14 protein-coding genes are annotated in these 16,997 nt (G+C 69.0%); 9 read left to right on the top strand and 5 right to left on the bottom strand.

Features of this window, described 5'->3' with window-relative positions; all coding sequences use genetic code 11:
- Positions 1 to 5: 5 nt before the first annotated feature.
- A complete protein-coding gene (gene speB / locus ROP_RS16390; RefSeq protein ID WP_012690519.1) occupies positions 6 to 1,013 on the bottom strand; it encodes an agmatinase in 1,008 nt (335 codons plus the stop codon).
- A 111-nt stretch (positions 1,014 to 1,124) separates the two neighbouring features.
- Between speB and ROP_RS16395 the strand changes: the two genes are divergently transcribed.
- From ROP_RS16395 to ROP_RS16410, 4 genes are all read left to right on the top strand, one after another.
- A complete protein-coding gene (locus ROP_RS16395; protein ID WP_012690520.1) occupies positions 1,125 to 1,745 on the top strand; it encodes a helix-turn-helix domain-containing protein in 621 nt (206 codons plus the stop codon).
- A 93-nt stretch (positions 1,746 to 1,838) separates the two neighbouring features.
- Positions 1,839 to 3,296 carry an amino acid permease gene (locus ROP_RS16400; protein WP_012690521.1) on the top strand — a complete coding sequence of 486 codons (1,458 nt, stop codon included), beginning with the start codon at positions 1,839 to 1,841 and terminating at the stop codon, positions 3,294 to 3,296.
- Complete coding sequence (locus tag ROP_RS16405; RefSeq protein ID WP_012690522.1) at positions 3,293 to 4,093, top strand: carbon-nitrogen hydrolase family protein; 801 nt, start codon at positions 3,293 to 3,295, stop codon at positions 4,091 to 4,093. The genes ROP_RS16400 and ROP_RS16405 overlap by 4 nt, the downstream gene beginning before the upstream one ends.
- Positions 4,090 to 5,778 (top strand): flavin monoamine oxidase family protein, encoded by a 1,689-nt coding sequence (locus ROP_RS16410; protein ID WP_012690523.1) that lies wholly within the window; start codon positions 4,090 to 4,092, stop codon positions 5,776 to 5,778. Before ROP_RS16405 ends, ROP_RS16410 begins: the two co-directional genes overlap by 4 nt.
- Here the strand turns inward: ROP_RS16410 and ggh are convergent.
- Genes ggh through ROP_RS16425 form a run of 3 tightly spaced genes read right to left on the bottom strand, consistent with a single transcriptional unit; the run spans position 5,775 to position 9,407 of the window.
- Entirely contained in the window at positions 5,775 to 7,112 is a 1,338-nt protein-coding gene (gene ggh / locus ROP_RS16415) for a glucosylglycerate hydrolase (RefSeq protein ID WP_012690524.1), read from the bottom strand. The two genes, ROP_RS16410 and ggh, sit on opposite strands and share 4 nt — an antisense overlap.
- A 47-nt stretch (positions 7,113 to 7,159) precedes the next feature.
- Positions 7,160 to 7,987: a class I SAM-dependent methyltransferase gene (locus tag ROP_RS16420; RefSeq protein ID WP_012690525.1), complete on the bottom strand. Its 828-nt coding sequence runs from the start codon at positions 7,985 to 7,987 to the stop codon at positions 7,160 to 7,162.
- Positions 7,980 to 9,407 (bottom strand): amino acid permease, encoded by a 1,428-nt coding sequence (locus ROP_RS16425; protein ID WP_012690526.1) that lies wholly within the window; start codon positions 9,405 to 9,407, stop codon positions 7,980 to 7,982. The genes ROP_RS16420 and ROP_RS16425 overlap by 8 nt, the downstream gene beginning before the upstream one ends.
- A gap of 166 nt (positions 9,408 to 9,573) precedes the next feature.
- Between ROP_RS16425 and ROP_RS16430 the strand changes: the two genes are divergently transcribed.
- The 5 genes from ROP_RS16430 to ROP_RS16450 are packed head-to-tail and all read left to right on the top strand — an operon-like array spanning position 9,574 to position 15,360.
- Positions 9,574 to 9,780 (top strand): heavy-metal-associated domain-containing protein, encoded by a 207-nt coding sequence (locus ROP_RS16430; protein ID WP_043826627.1) that lies wholly within the window; start codon positions 9,574 to 9,576, stop codon positions 9,778 to 9,780.
- Positions 9,781 to 9,808: 28 nt separating this feature from the next.
- Positions 9,809 to 10,714 (top strand): hypothetical protein, encoded by a 906-nt coding sequence (locus tag ROP_RS16435; RefSeq protein ID WP_012690528.1) that lies wholly within the window; start codon positions 9,809 to 9,811, stop codon positions 10,712 to 10,714.
- Positions 10,714 to 12,978, top strand: a complete 2,265-nt coding sequence (locus ROP_RS16440; protein ID WP_012690529.1) for a heavy metal translocating P-type ATPase — start codon at positions 10,714 to 10,716, stop codon at positions 12,976 to 12,978. The genes ROP_RS16435 and ROP_RS16440 overlap by 1 nt, the downstream gene beginning before the upstream one ends.
- Positions 12,975 to 13,295 carry a metal-sensitive transcriptional regulator gene (locus tag ROP_RS16445; protein WP_012690530.1) on the top strand — a complete coding sequence of 107 codons (321 nt, stop codon included), beginning with the start codon at positions 12,975 to 12,977 and terminating at the stop codon, positions 13,293 to 13,295. The genes ROP_RS16440 and ROP_RS16445 overlap by 4 nt, the downstream gene beginning before the upstream one ends.
- A gap of 10 nt (positions 13,296 to 13,305) precedes the next feature.
- Positions 13,306 to 15,360 carry a heavy metal translocating P-type ATPase gene (locus tag ROP_RS16450; protein WP_012690531.1) on the top strand — a complete coding sequence of 685 codons (2,055 nt, stop codon included), beginning with the start codon at positions 13,306 to 13,308 and terminating at the stop codon, positions 15,358 to 15,360.
- Here the strand turns inward: ROP_RS16450 and ROP_RS16455 are convergent.
- On the bottom strand, positions 15,302 to 16,963 hold the full coding sequence (locus tag ROP_RS16455) for an FAD-dependent monooxygenase (RefSeq protein WP_012690532.1): 1,662 nt from the start codon (positions 16,961 to 16,963) through the stop codon (positions 15,302 to 15,304). The two genes, ROP_RS16450 and ROP_RS16455, sit on opposite strands and share 59 nt — an antisense overlap.
- Positions 16,964 to 16,997 lie beyond the last annotated feature (34 nt).

The following is a 16,997-nucleotide window of genomic DNA, read 5'->3' on the forward strand; positions in this document are numbered from 1 at the left end:
TGGCGTCACTTGGTCACATACGCCGCCTGCCGGACAGCCTCGCCGCGGGCGGCCCGTCCCGGCGCCTGCGATGCGTTGATCGCGAGCACCGACAGCAATTCGTACGCGACGTGCGCCGCGGCGATGCCGGTGATCTCGGCGTGGTCGTATGCGGGCGCGACCTCGACGATGTCGGCTCCGACGACGTTCAGGCCGACGAGCCCGCGCAGCGTGTTCAGCAGTTCGCGGGACGTCATGCCGCCGGCCTCGGGGGTTCCGGTCCCCGGCGCGTGCGCGGGATCGAGGACGTCGATGTCCACCGACACGTAGACGGGACCGCCGTCGAGCCGTCGGCGCATCCGTTCGACGATGCTCGCGATGCCGTCCACCTCGTAGTCGTCGGAGCGGATCACCTGGAAACCGAGAACGGCGTCGTCCTCGAGGTCCTTCTTGCTGTACAGCGGGCCGCGGATACCGATGTGCTGCGACCGCTCGAGGTCGATCAGCCCCTCCTCGCTGGCCCGCCGGAACGGGGTGCCGTGCGTGAAGGGGGCGCCGAAGTAGGTGTCCCACGTGTCCAGGTGCGCGTCGAAGTGCAGCACGGCGATCGGACCGTGATCGCGGGCGAGGGACCGCAGGATCGGCAGGGCGATGGTGTGGTCGCCGCCGAGCGTCAGCACCGTCGAGCCGTCCTTGCGCAGGTCGGTGACGGCACCGTCGACGGTGGCCAGGGCTTCCTGGATGTCGAACGGGTTGACGCCGATGTCGCCGAAGTCGGCGACCTGCTGCGCCGCGAAGGGGTGCACGTCCAGGGCCTGGTTGTACGGACGCAGGAGCTTCGACGAAGCGCGGATGTGGCCCGGACCGAACCGCGCGCCGGGACGGTAGCTCACGCCGGAGTCGAACGGGACACCCATCACCGTGACGTCGGCGCGCGACACCTCGTCGAGCCGGGGCAGGCGGGCGAAAGTGCTGGGCTCGGCGTAGCGCGGGGTGCGGGTCGCGTCGACGGGGCCCTTTATCTCGTTGGTCATTCGGGAAATCCTTCGGTGTGTGCCGGAGACGTGGCTTCGTCGTATCGTTTCCTTGGAACGCATTCTTGTCAACACCTGTTTCCTATACGAGACATAACGAAGGATCGATGCATGGCGAACGAGCTCGCAACCGAAGGTGCGTCGGGCGTCGACGCCCCGAGGATCGGCCCTCGACTCAAGGCGGCCCGGCAGGCCCAGCGCCTCACCCTCGACGAACTGGCTGCCGGTTGCGGCATCACCAAGGGCTACCTGTCGAAGATCGAACGGGACCACGCGAGCGCGTCCGTCGCCACGCTGGTGCGGATCTGCGCCGCCCTGAACATTCCCGTCGGGTCGCTGTTCGAGAACTCCGCCGCAGGTGAGGTGGTACGCGCCGACGCGTATCCGCCAATCAGCTTCGGCGGGGAACGCATGGCCGAGTTCCTGCTGACCCCGTTCGGTGAGCGCCGCATCCAGTCGCTCCTGAGCCGGATCGAGCCCGGCGGAGGCAGCGGGTCGGAGACGTACGAACTGCCGGTCGACGTCGCGTTCGTCTTCGTCGTCTCCGGCCGGATCGGGATTTCCTTCAACGGCGCGGGGGGCGGGGAGGACGTGTCGCTCGCAACCGGGGACGCGTTCACGTTCTCGCCGCAATTGCCGCACAGCTTCCGCGCGCTCGGCGACGAGACCGCGACCGTCCTGTGGATCCTCGCCCCCGCGCTTCCGGACGATGTCCGGCCCACGTCCAGATAGGAAACAACTCAGCGGTTAAGGAAACATGTGTTGACAGTCACGGCTCTCGCGGTCATTGTTGTGCACGTCACTCCACCGCTCAGGAGCTAAACGTTGGATACCACCAAGATTTCTCCGCGCCCGCCGGGACTGGCCGGCGCGCTGCGCGCCCGCAAATCGGTCGAGGCGATCGTGGCGCGCAACGACCAGGAACCCGGCCACGGACTCAAACGGTCCATGGGCCTGGTGCACCTCACCGCGCTGAGCATCGGCGCGTCGCTGGGGACGGGCATCTTCGTCATCCTCGGCGAGGCCACACCCAAGGCAGGCCCCGCCGTGGTCGTGGCGTTCGTGCTCGCCGCGTTCACCGCGCTGTTCTCCGCCCTCTCCTACGCGGAACTCGCCGGCAGCATCCCCGTCTCGGGCAGCTCCTACTCGTACACCTACGCGACGATGGGCGAACTGTTCGCCTGGATCTGCGGATGGTGTCTGATGCTCGAGTACGGCGTCTCGGTCGCGGCGGTCGCCGTCGGCTGGGGCGAATACATCAACGAACTGCTGCACGGCATGTTCGGCATCGCACTGCCCGCCGCGATCAGCGAATCCCCGGGAGCAGGCGGCGTCGTCAACGTGCCTGCCATCGTCATCGTGCTCGTCGCGGTGGCGCTACTGACCCGGGGAGCGTCCGAGAGCGCACTGGTGAACACGATCATGGTCGCACTGAAGGTCCTGGTTCTCGTCTTCTTCTGCGCGGTCGCGTTCACCGCATTCCGCGCCGGAAACTTCGCGCCGTTCATGCCCCTCGGCGCGGCCGGGGTGACGGCGGCGGCGTCCCAGGTGTTCTTCGCCTACATCGGCTTCGACGCCGCCTCGACCGCCGGTGACGAGGCGAAGAACGCGAAACGCGACCTCCCGCGGGCCATCATCCTTTCGCTCCTGATCGTCACGATCCTCTACTGCCTGGTCGCGATCGCGGCCGTCGGCGCGATGCCGTGGCAGGACATCGCGGGCGAGGGCGCCGCACTCGCGACCATCCTCAACGCCGCCACCACCAGCACGTGGCCCGCCATTCTCCTGTCCGCGGGCGCCGTGATCGCCATCGCGAGCGTCGTTCTCGCGGTGATGTACGGGCAGACCCGGATCCTCTACGCGATGTCGCTCGACGGCCTCGTGCCGCGGGTCTTCTCCCGCGTCAACCCGCGCACCCGGGTGCCCGTCGTCAACATCGTGGTCGTCGGTGGCATCGTGTCCGCGCTCGCCGGGTTCGTGCCGCTGGGCGAACTGGCCGACGCGACGAGCATCGGCTCGCTGTTCGCGTTCATGCTCGTCAACATCGCCGTCATCATTCTGCGCCGGCAGCACCCCGACCTGCACCGCAGCTTCCGCACCCCGCTGTTCCCGATGATGCCGGTCCTCGGCGTCGTGTTCTGCGCACTACTGCTGTTCGGCCTCGGCGTCTCGACGTGGGTGGCGTTCGCCCTGTGGATGCTGGTGGGGCTCGCGATCTACTTCGCGTACGGCGTCCGCAAGTCCGAACTCCGCCACGGCCCCGAAGCGGTGGAGGCACGATGAGGGCGGCGCTGTTCCAAGGTCCCGAACTGTCCTTCGACGTCGCGGCGAACCTCGCGGCCATCGCTTCCGCCGCACAGACGGCCGCGGCGGACGGGGCGTCCATCCTGGTCTGCCCGGAAATGTCTGCCACCGGCTACAACATCGGCGCCCTCGTCGCGGAGCGGGCCGAAGCCGCCGACGGACCGATCGCGGCTCGGATCGCGGAGATCGCGCGCGAGTCCGGCATCACCGTCGTCTACGGCTACCCCGAGGCGGCCGGAGGTGCGGTCTACAACAGTGTGCAGGTGGTGGATTCGTCCGGAACATCGGTGGCGAACTACCGCAAGACCCACCTGTTCGGCGAGCTCGACCGCACGCACTTCGCCGCCGGCGACGAACTCGTGGTCCAGTTCGACCACGACGGAATCCGGTGCGGACTCCTGATCTGCTACGACGTCGAGTTCCCGGAAGCCGTTCGCGCACATGCCGACCGGGGAACCCAGTGGCTGGTCGTCCCCACCGGTCTGATGAGCCCGTACGAATTCATCGCGGAGAGCGTCGTCCCGACCCGGGCGTACGAGAGTCAGCTGTTCGTGACGTACGTGAACCGGTGTGGCACCGAAGCCGACCTCGACTACTGCGGATCCAGTTGCGCGATCGCCCCGGACGGCACCGAACTCGCCCGCGCAGGTCGCCACGAAGAGCTCGCGATCGTCGACCTCGAACTCGCCGCCCTCCACCGATCCCGCCGTGAGAACACCCATCTCGACGACCGACGCGTCGACCTCTACCCCTTCCTGCAGGAGAAGACTTCATGACGATCCCCGTCACCCCGGACAGCACCGTCGCGGACACCCATGTCCCGCCGCTGACGATGTTCGGGCCCGACTTCCCGTTCGCCTACGACGACTACGTCACCCACTCGTCGGGCCTCGGTGCGGTGCCCTCCGACCGGCACGGCGAGGAGGTGGCCGTCATCGGCGGCGGGCTGTCCGGGATGGTCACCGCGTACGAGCTGATGAAGCTCGGGCTCAAACCGATTGTCTACGAGGCAGATCAGATCGGTGGCCGGATGCGGTCGCAGCCGTTCGACGGGCACCCCGAGGTGGTCGCGGAGATGGGCGCGATGCGGTTCCCCCCGTCGTCGACCACCCTGTTCCACTACCTCGACGCCATGGGACTGCGGACCGAGGCGTTCCCCAACCCGCTCGCCGACGCCACCCCCAGCACCGTCATCGACCTCAAGGGTGAGAGCTACTACGCGCAGCACCTCGACGACCTGCCGCCCGTGTTCCGGGAGGTCTCCGATGCGTGGCAGCGCACGCTCGAGGACCACGCCGAACTGATCCCGCTGCAGCAGGCGATCCGCGACCGCGACACCGCCGAACTGAAGCGGATCTGGAACGACCTCGTGGTGCGGCTGGACGATCAGACGTTCTACGGGTTCCTCGCCTCGTCGAAGCACTTCGCGTCCTTCCGGCACCGGGAAGTGTTCGGGCAGGTCGGTTTCGGGACGGGTGGCTGGGACACCGATTTCCCCAACTCGATCCTCGAGATCCTGCGCGTCGTGATCACCGCCGCCGACGACCACCACCGCGGCATCGTCGGCGGGTCGCAGCAGCTGCCGCTGCGCCTGTGGACGGACACCCCGTCGGGGATGGTGCACTGGCCGGACGGCACGTCGGTGCGCTCGCTGAACGGCGGTAGCACCCGGCCGCGGGTGACCGAGGTCCGCCGGACGGCGCCGCACCGGTTCACGGTCACCGACTCGTCCGGTGAGATCCGCACCTACCCGGCCGCCGTGTTCACGGCGCAGAGTTGGATGCTGCTCAACAACGTTCACTGCGACGACGACCTGTTCCCGATCGACCACTGGACCGCCATCGAGCGCACCCACTACATGGGGTCGACGAAGGTATTCGCGCTCGTCGACCGTCCGTTCTGGAAGGACAAGGATCCGGCGACCGGCCGCGACCTGGTCAGCATGACCCTGACGGACCGGATGAGCCGCGGCACTTATCTTCTCGACCAGGGTGAGGACAAGCCCGGCCTGATCTGCCTGTCGTACACGTGGTCCGACGATTCGCTCAAACTCCTGCCGCTCGACGCGACGGAGCGGATGAACCTGATGATCAAGTCGCTCGAGGAGATCTACCCGGGCGTCGACTTCCGCAGTCACGTCATTGCCACCCCGGTCACGCTGTCGTGGGAGACCGAACGCGACTTCATGGGCGCGTTCAAGGCGAACCTTCCCGGCCACTACCGGTACCAGGAACGGCTGTTCAGCCATTTCGTCCAGGACGAACTCGACCCGCGCCATCGCGGAATCTTCCTGGCCGGCGACGACATCTCCTGGACCGCGGGCTGGGCGGAAGGCGCCGTGCAGACCGCACTCAACGCCGTCTGGGGCGTGATGCACCACCTCGGCGGCGCCGCCCCGGCCGACAACCCCGGTCCCGGCGACCGGTACGCGGACCTCGGCCCGATCCGCCTGTGCGACTAGCCAAGCCAGTCGAGAACCGCAGCGGCCGTCCACGACTGCTGCATGCTGCCGAGGGGCTGACCGGTGAACGGCTCGTAGTACTCGGCGAAGCTACCGTCGCTGGCCTGCCGCAGCCCCTCGGACCGCAGCAGGTGCGCGCGCTCGGCCCACCCGCGCCGGGCGAAGGCCCAAGAGAACAGCCATGTCATCACGGGCCACACCGGACCGCGCCAGTACTCGCGGGGGCGGAAGTCGCCCGACACCGGCGACGTCGACGGCGGCACGGCGTACCGGAGGTCGGGGTGGCCGCAGAACTTCGGGCCCTCGAATGTGCGGAGCAGGGCGCGTTCGGCGTCGCGACTCAGGCCGCCGCACAGCAGCGGCGAGAACATCGCGAGGGTGTCGGTGGAAATCCACCGGCCGCTGCGCAGATCGAAATCGCGCGCCGCCCCGGATCGTTCGTCGGTGGTCGTGAGAACGCCCTGCCGGAACCGGGCCGCCCAGCCGTGCAGATCCCGCACGTCCGCGTTCGGCATCGAGTGTTCCTCGCCGATGGTCGCGAGCACCTCGCACGCCATCGAGAACACGGCGCTGACGAACACGTCCTCCACCGCGAAGCTCATGGCGGTGGCCAGTTCTTCGTCGTCGTAGCGGACGGTCTTCATCTCCTCGAGCAGCCACAGGTAGCGGTCGTACTCGCCGTTGGACGGCCGCTGTCCCGTGTCGGTGACGTGGGACAGGTCCTCGCGCAGATACGTGGGCATTTCCCCGGCGACGACGTTGGCGTACGAGTGGTCCCAGCGCGGCGAGTTGTCCATGCCGGACTCCCAGCCGTGGTAGAGCGCGATCCGGCCGTTGCCGTCGAGGTCGCGGGCGTTGGCCAGCCAGCGGTGCCAGCGCACGAGGTCGGGCCAGCGCCGGTCGAGGAACTCCTCGGCGACGGCCCGGGTGCTGCGACCGTGCCTGCGCGAGTGGTCGAGGATCCGCTGCACGGCGATGGCGTGGACGGGCGGCTGCGTGATGCCCGACGTCTGCGTTCCGCTCGGCGCGTGCGCCGCGAGGGTCCCGCACTCCCACCGGGCGGGCCCGGGGAAGTATCCGTCGACGCCGTTCGCGAACACGATGTGCGGGATCATCCCGTTCTTCCACTGCGCCGACAGCAGGGTGTCGAGTTCGACGACGGCCCGCTCCACGCTCAGGGGTGCCAGTCCGACCGCGACGAATGCGGCGTCCCAACTCCACATGTGCGGGTACAGGCGCGGCGCGGCGCTCGTCATGGTGCCGAGGTCGTTGCCGCGAAGCAGGTACGCGGCACGCGCCGCGAGCTGTGTCGGGGTGAATCCGCGGTCCGCCATTGCACCATTCTGCTGCGGGTCGGCCCACACCGCTCGTCGGACGGGGTTCAGCCTGCGAATCCGCACAGGGTCAGCGTCGGACGCGAGTTGCGCAGCGGCCGCGATTCCGACAGCCTGCGGAGCAGGGTCGACCCCCACAGACCGCGGCCGAGGGGCAGCATCACCTCACGGGTGAACGCGAGGTCCGGCACCTGTCCGGGCAGGTCCGCCGCCTCGCCGGCGGAGAGGTGGAACGGCATCGGCGGGACGGTGTAGCCGCCGTGAATCCGCAGTCCCTTCTGCGTCTTGCGGCTGAACCATTTCGGCACCGAATCGAACATCATCCGGCCACCGGGGAATCGCCGGGCGCAGTCGCCGATCAGGGTCAGCGACTCGTCGGGAGGCAGATACATCAGCAGTCCCTCCGCCGAGACGAACACGCCGCGGCCGGGGTCGACGTGGTCCATCCAGGAGCGGTCGAGTGCGGACACGGCGAGTGTGGTGACGTTCGGCTCGTCCGGCAGCAGTTGCCGGCGCAGCGCGATCACCTCGGGCAGGTCGATCGACACCCACCGGACGCCGGGGTCGCCGATCCGCCAGTAGCTGGTCTGCAATCCCTCGCCGAGCGCGACGACGGTTCCGCCGGGGTGAGCGGCGAGGAACGCGCGGATCTCGTCGTCGAAGGCCAGCGCGCGCAGTGGGTGGGATTGGCTGGGTTTCCCGAAGTTCTCGTACGGATAGTCGAGGGTCTCGTAGAGCTGCACGGCGAGCGGGTCCGCGAACGCGGTGCCGGGGCGCGCTGCCTCCACGGCGCGGTTGCGCAGCGTCCACATCATCGTCGCGGGCACACCGGTCAGGGTGGTGGCGTCCACCCGTTTCCGGCCGTCGTCAGGCATTCCGCACCGGGGCGGGGTTCTCGAGTTTGGAGTTCTTCCGCGAGTAGAAGAAGTACACGATCAGACCGACGACCAGCCAGATTCCGAACCGCAGCCACGTCTCCCACGGCAGCGAGAGGATCAGCCAGCCGGAGAACACGACGCCGATGATCGGGATGACCGGCATGAACGGCAGCTTGAAGGAACGCGGGACGTCGGGGCGGGTGCGCCGCAGCACCGCGACCGCGATGCAGACGACGATGAACGCCGACAGGATCCCGATGTTGGTGAGTTCCGCGACCGTGTTGATGGGGAGGAACCCGGCCAGCAGGGCGGACCCGAAACCCACGATCCACGTCACCCGCGTCGGCACCTTGCGCACGGGGTGTGTCTTCGCGAACCACTCCGGCAGTAGTCCGTCGCGGCTCATCGCGTACCACACACGGGTCACGCCGAGCATGAACGTGAGCACGACGGTGATGATGCCGACGATGGCGCCCACCGCGATGATGTTGGCGACCCCGGGCATGCCCACCGATTCGAAGGCGGTGGAGAAGCCGCTCTCGGGACTGATCTCGGTGTACTTCTGCATCCCGGTCAACACGAGGGTGACCAGCACGTACAGCGTCATCGCGATGCCGAGCGAGTACAGGATCGCCTTCGGCAGGTGCTTGGTGGCGTCCTTCGATTCCTCGGCGGCCGTGCTCATGGCGTCGTATCCGAACACGGCGAAGAACACGGTGGCCGCGCCGGTGAACACGGCGGCGGTGCCGAACGGGAAGTAGGGCGTGTAGTTCGCGCTGTCGATGTGGAAGACGCCGAGCACGATGATGAGGACGACGAGTGCAACCTTGATCGCCACCGCGATCGTTTCGAATCGGCCGACGCTGCGGATTCCGCGCGAGAGGACGTAGGCGGTGCCGAGACAGAACAGGGCCGCGAACACGTCGAACACGTGCCCGTCGCCGGTGCCCAGCGCACCCATCATCCAGTCGGGCAGGCTGATGCCGATCTGCTCGAGCAGGAACCGGAAGTACCCGGACACGCCGATCGCGACGACGGCCGCCACCGCGATGTATTCGAGCAGCAGGTCCCACCCGATGAACCAGCCCACTATCTCGCCGAGCGCCACGTAGCTGTAGGTGTAGGCCGATCCGGCCTTCGGGATCATGCCGGCGAACTCGGCGTAACACAGTGCGGCCGCGGCGCTCGCGATGCCGGCGATCAGGAACGAGATCAGGACGGCCGGACCGGTGACGGAGTGCGCGACCGAACCGGCGAGCGAGAAGACACCGGCACCGATGATGCCGCCGACGCCGATCGCGGTGAGCTGCCAGAGGCCGAGTGATTTGGTCAGACGCTCGTCGGCGGGAGTGTCGTCCTCGACCTCGGTGAGCGGTTTGCGGCGCAGCATCTGGGTGCGCAACTTGTCCATCGACATTGCCGGCCTCCGTTTCCCAGTGGGGTGAGATGCGGTACCTCACTCAATCACCTTTCGGTGCCGGCGTGGGCCAGGAACGCGGGACTCGGCACACGCTTGCGGAATACGGTAGGGGGGTATGGTAGTTCTCGAGCACAGCATCGACACCCCGAAGAGAGGCAGAACCGTGAGCACCTCGAGCGTCACCGTGACCGGCATGACCTGCGACCACTGCGTGTCCTCGGTCACCGAGGAGATCAGCGCACTCCCCGGCGTCACGTCCGTGAACGTCGATCTCGCCACCGGCAAGGTCGTCATCGACAGCACCACCGACCTCGATCCGGGTGCCGTCGCGGACGCCGTCGAAGAAGCCGGGTACTCACTCGCCGGCTGAGCCGGCAACTCCAGCACAGGAGCTCATCATGAACGCAACCGGCAAGTTCGCCGGATTCACCGTCGGTCTCGTCGTGATCTTCGGTGCCGCACTCGCCCTCGGGTCGGTCACCGGCCCGGACGTGGCCGAGCCCGCCGCGCACACGGCCGGGGACGACGGGCACGGCGCAGCAGGCCACGGCACCGCAGGTCATGACGCCAGCGCCGACCCGACCCCGGGCGGACTGTCGCCCACCGCGGACGGCTACACCCTCGAACTCGCATCCGACCAGGCCACCGCCGGTCCCGCGGTCCCGGTGCAGTTCCGGATCACGAACCCCTCGGGGGTACCCGTCACGGACTACACCGAGGAGCACGAGAAGCTGCTGCACCTGATCGTCGTCCGCCGCGACCTCGCCGGGTTCCAGCACGTGCACCCGACGCTCGACGCGACCGGAACGTGGAGCGTCCCCCTCGACCTCGCCCGCGGCGGCGACTACCGGGTGTTCGCGGACTTCACCCCGGCGGGCGGTGAGGGACTCACGCTGGGCACCGACCTCCGCGTCGCCGGCACCTACGACCCGCAGGAACTGCCCGCACCCGCGCCGACCGCGACCGTGGACGGCTACACCGTCACCCTCGACGGCGCGCTGCGGCCGGGTGAGACGGAAAACGTCACCCTCTCGGTGAGCCGGGACGGTCGGCCGGTCACCGATCTGCAGCCCTACCTCGGCGCTTACGGACACCTCGTGGCGCTGCGCACCTCCGACCTCGGCTATCTGCACGTCCACCCCGACGGACATCCCGGCGACGGCGTCACCGCGGCGGGTCCCGGGATCGACTTCGCCGTTACCGCGCCCAGTGCGGGCGACTACCGGCTGTTCCTGGACTTCCAGCACGCCGGCGCCGTCCACACCGCGGAGTTCACCGCCACCGCCGGACCCGAGGAGAAGTGATGACCAGGGCAGACCTCGCGGCACCGCCCGATTCCCAGGTCGAACTGGCCATCGGCGGGATGACGTGCGCGTCGTGCGCCAACCGCATCGAGCGCAAGCTGAACAAACTCGACGGCGTCACCGCGACCGTCAACTACGCGACGGAGAAGGCCCGCGTCCACTACGACGCCGGCGTCTCGCCCGAGGATCTCGTCGCCACGGTGGAGCAGGCCGGATACACGGCCCGGCTGCCCGAGGTGAAGCCCCCGACCCCGGAGGACGAGGATCCGGCGGCGGAGCTGCGGCAACGGCTGCTCGTGTCGGCGGTGCTGACGGTTCCGGTCATCGCGATGGCGATGATCCCGGCGCTGCAGTCCACCAACTGGCAATGGCTGTCGCTGACCCTCGCGGCCCCGGTCGTGGTGTGGGGGGCGTGGCCGTTCCACAAGGCCGCGTGGACGAACCTCCGGCACGGCACGGCGACCATGGACACGCTCGTGTCGATGGGCACGCTGGCCGCGTTCGGCTGGTCGCTGTACGCGCTGTTCTGGGGAACCGCAGGCATGCCGGGAATGACGCACCCCTTCGAGCTCACCATCGCCCGGGTCGACGGGACCGGCAACATCTACCTGGAGGCCGCCGCGGGCGTCACCACGTTCATTCTCGCCGGCCGGTACTTCGAGGCCCGCGCCAAACGCCGGGCCGGAGCCGCATTGCGGGCGCTGCTCGAACTGGGGGCGAAGGAGGTGTCGGTGCTGCGTGACGGCACCGAACAGCTGATCGGCATCGACCAACTCGACGTCGGCGACCTCTTCGTGGTCCGCCCGGGCGAGAAGATCGCCACCGACGGCGTCGTCGTCGAGGGCTCGTCGGCGGTGGACGCGTCGATGCTGACCGGTGAATCCGTGCCCGTCGAGGTGTCGCCCGACTCCGAGGTGGCAGGCGCCACCGTCAACGTCGGCGGCCGAATAGTGGTTCGCGCCAGCCGGATCGGCGCCGACACCCAGCTCGCGCAGATGGCATGGATGGTCGAGGACGCGCAGACCGGCAAGGCCGAGGTGCAGCGCCTGGCCGATCGGATCTCCGGCATCTTCGTCCCGATCGTCATCGCGCTGTCGGTCGCGACCCTCGGCTTCTGGATCGGCACCGGCGGTCCGATTGCCGCCGCGTTCACCGCCGCCGTGGCCGTCCTGATCATCGCGTGCCCGTGCGCGCTCGGACTCGCCACTCCCACCGCCCTCATGGTGGGCACCGGACGCGGCGCACAGCTGGGCATCCTGATCAAGGGTCCCGAGGTTCTCGAATCGACCCGGCGAGTCGACACCGTGGTGGTCGACAAGACCGGCACCGTCACCACCGGCACCATGTCGCTGCACGACGTGGTCGCCGCCGACGGCCAGGACGAGGAGCAGGTTCTCCGGTTCGCCGGGGCACTCGAGGACGCGTCCGAGCACCCCATCGCCCGGGCGATCACCCGCGGCGCGAAGGAACGGCTGACAACCCTCCCCGACGTCGAACAGTTCACCAACGTCGCGGGACTCGGCGTCCAGGGCATGATCGACGGACACGCGGTGGTCATCGGGCGCGCGAAACTGCTCCGCGACTGGTCGCTGCACCTCACCACGGAACTCCAGCGTGCCGTCGAGGCGGCGGAGTCGGACGGCAAGACCGCGGTCGGGATCGGCTGGGACGGACAGGCGCGCGGCGTGCTCGTCGTCGCCGACACTGTCAAGCCGACGTCCCGGGAGGCGGTGGCGCAGTTCCGCGAACTCGGCCTCACCCCGATCATGCTCACCGGCGACAACAAGTCCGCGGCCCGGGCCATCGCCGGCCAGGTCGGCATCGGCGAGGTGATCGCGGAGGTGCTGCCGCAGGACAAGGTGGACGTGATCAAGCGCCTGCAGGCCGACGGCAAGGTGGTCGCGATGGTCGGCGACGGGGTCAACGACGCCGCCGCGCTCGCGCAGGCCGACCTCGGTCTCGCGATGGGCACCGGCACGGACGTGGCCATCGAGGCCAGCGACCTCACCCTGGTCCGCGGCGACCTCCGCGCCGCCGCCGACGCGATCCGGTTGTCGCGCAGAACGTTGAGCACGATCAAGGGAAACCTGTTCTGGGCGTTCGCCTACAACGTCGCGGCGCTGCCACTGGCGGCGGCGGGTCTGCTCAACCCCATGCTGGCCGGTGCCGCCATGGCATTCTCTTCGGTGTTCGTCGTGAGCAACAGCCTGCGACTGCGCCGCTTCCAGCCCCTGACCACTCCCACCCGAGGGGAACAATCATGACCGAGCAACCCGGCACCGACCACGACCACACCGTGGGCCACGGTTACATCAGCGCCAAGGACGATTACCTCAAGCGCCTGCGCCGCATCGAGGGCCAGGCGCGGGGCCTGCAGCGGATGGTCGAGGACGAGAAGTACTGCATCGACATCCTCACCCAGGTCTCCGCGATGACCAAGGCTCTGCAGGCCGTGGCGCTGGGCCTGCTCGAAGACCACATCAGCCACTGCGTCGTCGACGCCGCCGTCGCGGGCGGCTCCGAGGCCGACGCGAAGATCAAGGAAGCCACCGACGCCATCGCACGACTGGTGCGTTCCTGAGGGTAAGGCAATGTCGCACAGCCCGGAGACACGAGAGGTACCCGCCGCACCGAAAACCCACGACAAACACGCCGGCCACGGCGCGCACGGCGAGGTGTTCCGGCAGAAGTTCTGGATCAGTCTCGCACTGTCGGTGCCGGTGGTGGTGTTCAGCCACATGTTCGCCGAACTCCTCGGCTACTCGGTCCCGGACTTTCCCGGCGCGTCCTGGATTCCGCCGCTCGTCGGCACCGCGATCTTCTTCTACGGCGGCGCACCGTTTCTCACCGGCGCGTGGCGCGAGCTGAAGTCGCGGCAGCCGGGCATGATGCTGCTGATCGGGATGGCGATCACGGTCGCGTTCCTCGCCTCGTGGGTGACGACCCTGCAGATCGGCGGGTTCAACCTCGACTTCTGGTGGGAACTGGCGCTTCTCATCGTGATCATGCTGCTCGGTCACTGGCTGGAGATGCGGGCGCTGGGGTCGGCGTCCGGCGCCCTCGACGCGCTCGCCGCGCTGCTCCCGGACACCGCGGACCGGATCACCGACGACGGCGTCACCGAGGTGCCCGTCTCCGAACTCGCCACGGGCGACCTGGTGCTGGTGCGGGCCGGTGGCCGCATCCCCGCGGACGGCACCGTCGCGGACGGCCGCGCGGAGGTCGACGAGTCGATGATCACCGGCGAATCCAATCCCGTCCCACGGTCGGTCGGTGACCCAGTGGTCGCGGGCACCGTCGCCACCGACAGCGCGCTGCGGATCACCGTCGGCGCCGTGGGGGAGGACACCGCCCTCGCGGGCATCCAGCGGTTGGTCGCCGACGCGCAATCGTCCTCGTCCCGCGCGCAGGCCCTCGCCGACCGCGCCGCGGCGTTCCTGTTCTACTTCGCCTCCGTCGCAGGGCTTCTTACGTTCGTGGTGTGGTCGCTGCTCGGCAACGTGGACGAGGCCGTCGTCCGGACCGTGACCGTTCTGGTGATCGCCTGCCCGCACGCCCTCGGCCTGGCGATACCCCTCGTGATCGCCATTTCCACCGAACGCGCCGCGAGGGCCGGTGTGCTGGTGAAGGACCGGCTGGCGCTGGAGCGAATGCGCGGCGTCGACGTCGTGCTGTTCGACAAGACCGGCACCCTCACGCAGGGCAGGCACGCGGTGACGGGCGTCGTCGCGACCGCTGGTGTCGCCGAGACCGGCCTGCTCGCGCTCGCCGCCGCGGTCGAGGCCGACAGCGAGCACCCGGTCGCCCGCGCGATCGTCGCCGAGGCCGCCGCGAAGGTGCCCGCCGAGTCCCGCCGCGCCGCGTCCGAGTTCCGGTCGCTGCCGGGTCGTGGCGTCCGGGCCGTGGTCGACGGTGAGGAAGTGTCCGTCGGCGGACCGGCGATGCTCGGCGAACTGCACGTGAAGATTCCCGACGACGTTGCAGCGCAGGCGAAAAGGTGGGTCGACCGCGGCGCCGCCGTCCTCCACGTCGTCCGCGGCGGGACGGCGCTCGGCGCGGTGGCGCTCGAGGACGCCGTCCGCGAGGAGTCCCGGCAGGCGATCGACGCCCTGCACGCACGGGGCGTGAAGGTCGCGATGATCACCGGCGACGCCCGGCAGGTCGCCGACGCCGTCGCCGCCGACCTCGGAATCGACGAGGCGTTCGCCGACGTGCTGCCGGAGAACAAGGACGCGGAAGTGGCTGCGCTGCAACAGCGTGGTCATCGGGTGGCGATGGTCGGCGACGGCGTCAACGACGCACCGGCCCTCGCCCGCGCCGACGTGGGTGTCGCCATCGGGGCCGGCACCGACGTCGCCATCGAATCGGCGGGTGTTGTCCTCGCCGCCGACGATCCCCGCGCCGTGTTGTCGATCATCGACCTGTCGCAGGCGAGCTACCGCAAGATGTGGCAGAACCTGGTGTGGGCCACCGGATACAACATCATCGCCGTCCCCTTGGCGGCCGGTGTCGTCGCGTTCGCCGGGGTCGCGATCTCCCCGGCGGTCGCGGCGATCCTGATGTCGATCTCCACCATCGTGGTCGCACTCAACGCCCAGCTGTTGCGAAGACTAAATCTGGATCCGGAACGCTTGGCGCGGAGGTGATCGCACCGATGGCGGGTTCGGTGATCCGCCGCAGCGCGGGCACCAGACCGTCGACCGTGTCGACGACCGCCGCGATATAGGCGTCGGGGCGGACGACCCACACCTCGCCGGGTTTTGCGCCCAGCGCGGCGGTCAGGACACCGGTGATGTCGATCTCAGACAGCCGGACCAGGCGGATCGGCGTGTGCACCGCGCCGAGGGCCGCCCCGCGGATGGCGTCGACGTCCACACCGTCGGCGACGAGGAGCAGAATTCCGTGCCGGGCGATCGCCCGCAGGCGAGTCCCACCACCGTGCAGCGTCACCGGGGCATCGGGCAAGAGAATGCCCGGTGCGGCGGCCGGAGTGCTTCCACGCGCGGGGCGACCGGTGAACGGCCGTCCCGGATCGTCTGTGGTCAAGGGTGATTCGACGTACCAGAACGGCTCGGCGAGGCGGCCGCTGTCGACGAGGGCGCGGGCCTGCGGGTCGGTGACCGCCGCGGTGAGCACGTCGCGGCGGTGCCGGTGCTGCTCGTCCGACTGCGGGACGAGGAAGTCCATCGTCGCGGTCGTGACGGCGATGTTCTCGGCCGCCGCCGCGTGCCGCTCGGTGTGGTACGTCTCGAGCAGCGACTCGTCCGCCCAGCCCCGCAGGACGAACGCGAGCTTCCACGCGGCGTTCTCGGCGTCGGCGACACCGGAATTCAGGCCGCGGGCACCGAACGGCGACACGATGTGCGCGGCGTCGCCGGCCAGCAGCACCCGGTCGACGCGCATCCGGTTCGCGACCCGGGAATGGAAGCGGTACACCGATTTCCACACGATGCGATAGTCGGTGTCGCCGATGATCTTCCGGATCCGCTCGTCCAGCGCCCCCGACCGTTCCTCGGCCTCGAGGTCGTAGTCGCCGGGCACCTGCCAGTCGATGCGGAACGTGGAGTCGGGGCACGGGTGGATGAGCACCTGCCGGCCCGGGTTCCACTCCGGGTCGAAGTAGAAGCGGCGCTCGTCGGCCCAGCCGGGGATGTCGGCGGCGATGTCGCAGATGAGGAACTTGTCGTCGAACGAGCGGCCGTCGAACGTGACCCCCAGCTGCTGCCGGATCGCGCTGCCCCGGGAACCCACCGCGACCACGGCGTAGTCGGAGTCGATCACGCGGTCACCGGCGTCCGTGCGGCAGGTGATGGTCACGCCGGTGTCGTCCTGGTCGACGGACGTAGCCTCGTGTCCCCACCGGACGTCGATCGACGGCGTGGCCGCGATCCGCTCGTCGAGCAGTTCCTCCGTGCGGGCCTGCGAGATGTTGACGAAAGGCGGGAACGACGAGATGCCGCGGTCGACGAACGTCTGCGCGAACAGTTCGTGGTCGCGGTGGAACGTGCGGGCGCACCCCCACGTCACCCCCTCGTCGGCCAGCTGACGGCCGACGCCGATCGCGTCCCACACCTCGAGGACGTCCCGCTGCTGGCAGATGGCCTTCGATCCGATCGGGTCGCGTTCGGGCCGGGCGTCGAGCAGCGTGACCGGTATGCCCCAGCGTGCCAGCAGCAACGCCGTCGTCTGCCCCACAGGGCCGTTGCCCACGACGGTGACGGTGCCGCCTCGGGTGTGTCGTCTTCCCATGATCCTCGCCTTGTCAGTGTGAAACGGTGACGGA

Origin of the sequence: Rhodococcus opacus B4 (genome assembly GCF_000010805.1) — a bacterium.
GTDB classification, from domain to species: domain Bacteria; phylum Actinomycetota; class Actinomycetes; order Mycobacteriales; family Mycobacteriaceae; genus Rhodococcus_F; species Rhodococcus_F opacus_C.

What these genes read in the sequence shown, in the direction of transcription:
- speB (WP_012690519.1), bottom strand. Translation starts at nt 1,013, where the DNA reads ATGACCAACGAGATAAAGGGCCCCGTCGACGCGACCCGCACCCCGCGC.
- ROP_RS16395 (WP_012690520.1), top strand. Translation starts at nt 1,125, where the DNA reads ATGGCGAACGAGCTCGCAACCGAAGGTGCGTCGGGCGTCGACGCCCCG.
- ROP_RS16405 (WP_012690522.1), top strand. Translation starts at nt 3,293, where the DNA reads ATGAGGGCGGCGCTGTTCCAAGGTCCCGAACTGTCCTTCGACGTCGCG.
- ROP_RS16410 (WP_012690523.1), top strand. Translation starts at nt 4,090, where the DNA reads ATGACGATCCCCGTCACCCCGGACAGCACCGTCGCGGACACCCATGTC.
- ggh (WP_012690524.1), bottom strand. Translation starts at nt 7,112, where the DNA reads ATGGCGGACCGCGGATTCACCCCGACACAGCTCGCGGCGCGTGCCGCG.
- ROP_RS16420 (WP_012690525.1), bottom strand. Translation starts at nt 7,987, where the DNA reads ATGCCTGACGACGGCCGGAAACGGGTGGACGCCACCACCCTGACCGGT.
- ROP_RS16425 (WP_012690526.1), bottom strand. Translation starts at nt 9,407, where the DNA reads ATGTCGATGGACAAGTTGCGCACCCAGATGCTGCGCCGCAAACCGCTC.
- ROP_RS16435 (WP_012690528.1), top strand. Translation starts at nt 9,809, where the DNA reads ATGAACGCAACCGGCAAGTTCGCCGGATTCACCGTCGGTCTCGTCGTG.
- ROP_RS16440 (WP_012690529.1), top strand. Translation starts at nt 10,714, where the DNA reads ATGACCAGGGCAGACCTCGCGGCACCGCCCGATTCCCAGGTCGAACTG.
- ROP_RS16445 (WP_012690530.1), top strand. Translation starts at nt 12,975, where the DNA reads ATGACCGAGCAACCCGGCACCGACCACGACCACACCGTGGGCCACGGT.
- ROP_RS16450 (WP_012690531.1), top strand. Translation starts at nt 13,306, where the DNA reads ATGTCGCACAGCCCGGAGACACGAGAGGTACCCGCCGCACCGAAAACC.
- ROP_RS16455 (WP_012690532.1), bottom strand. Translation starts at nt 16,963, where the DNA reads ATGGGAAGACGACACACCCGAGGCGGCACCGTCACCGTCGTGGGCAAC.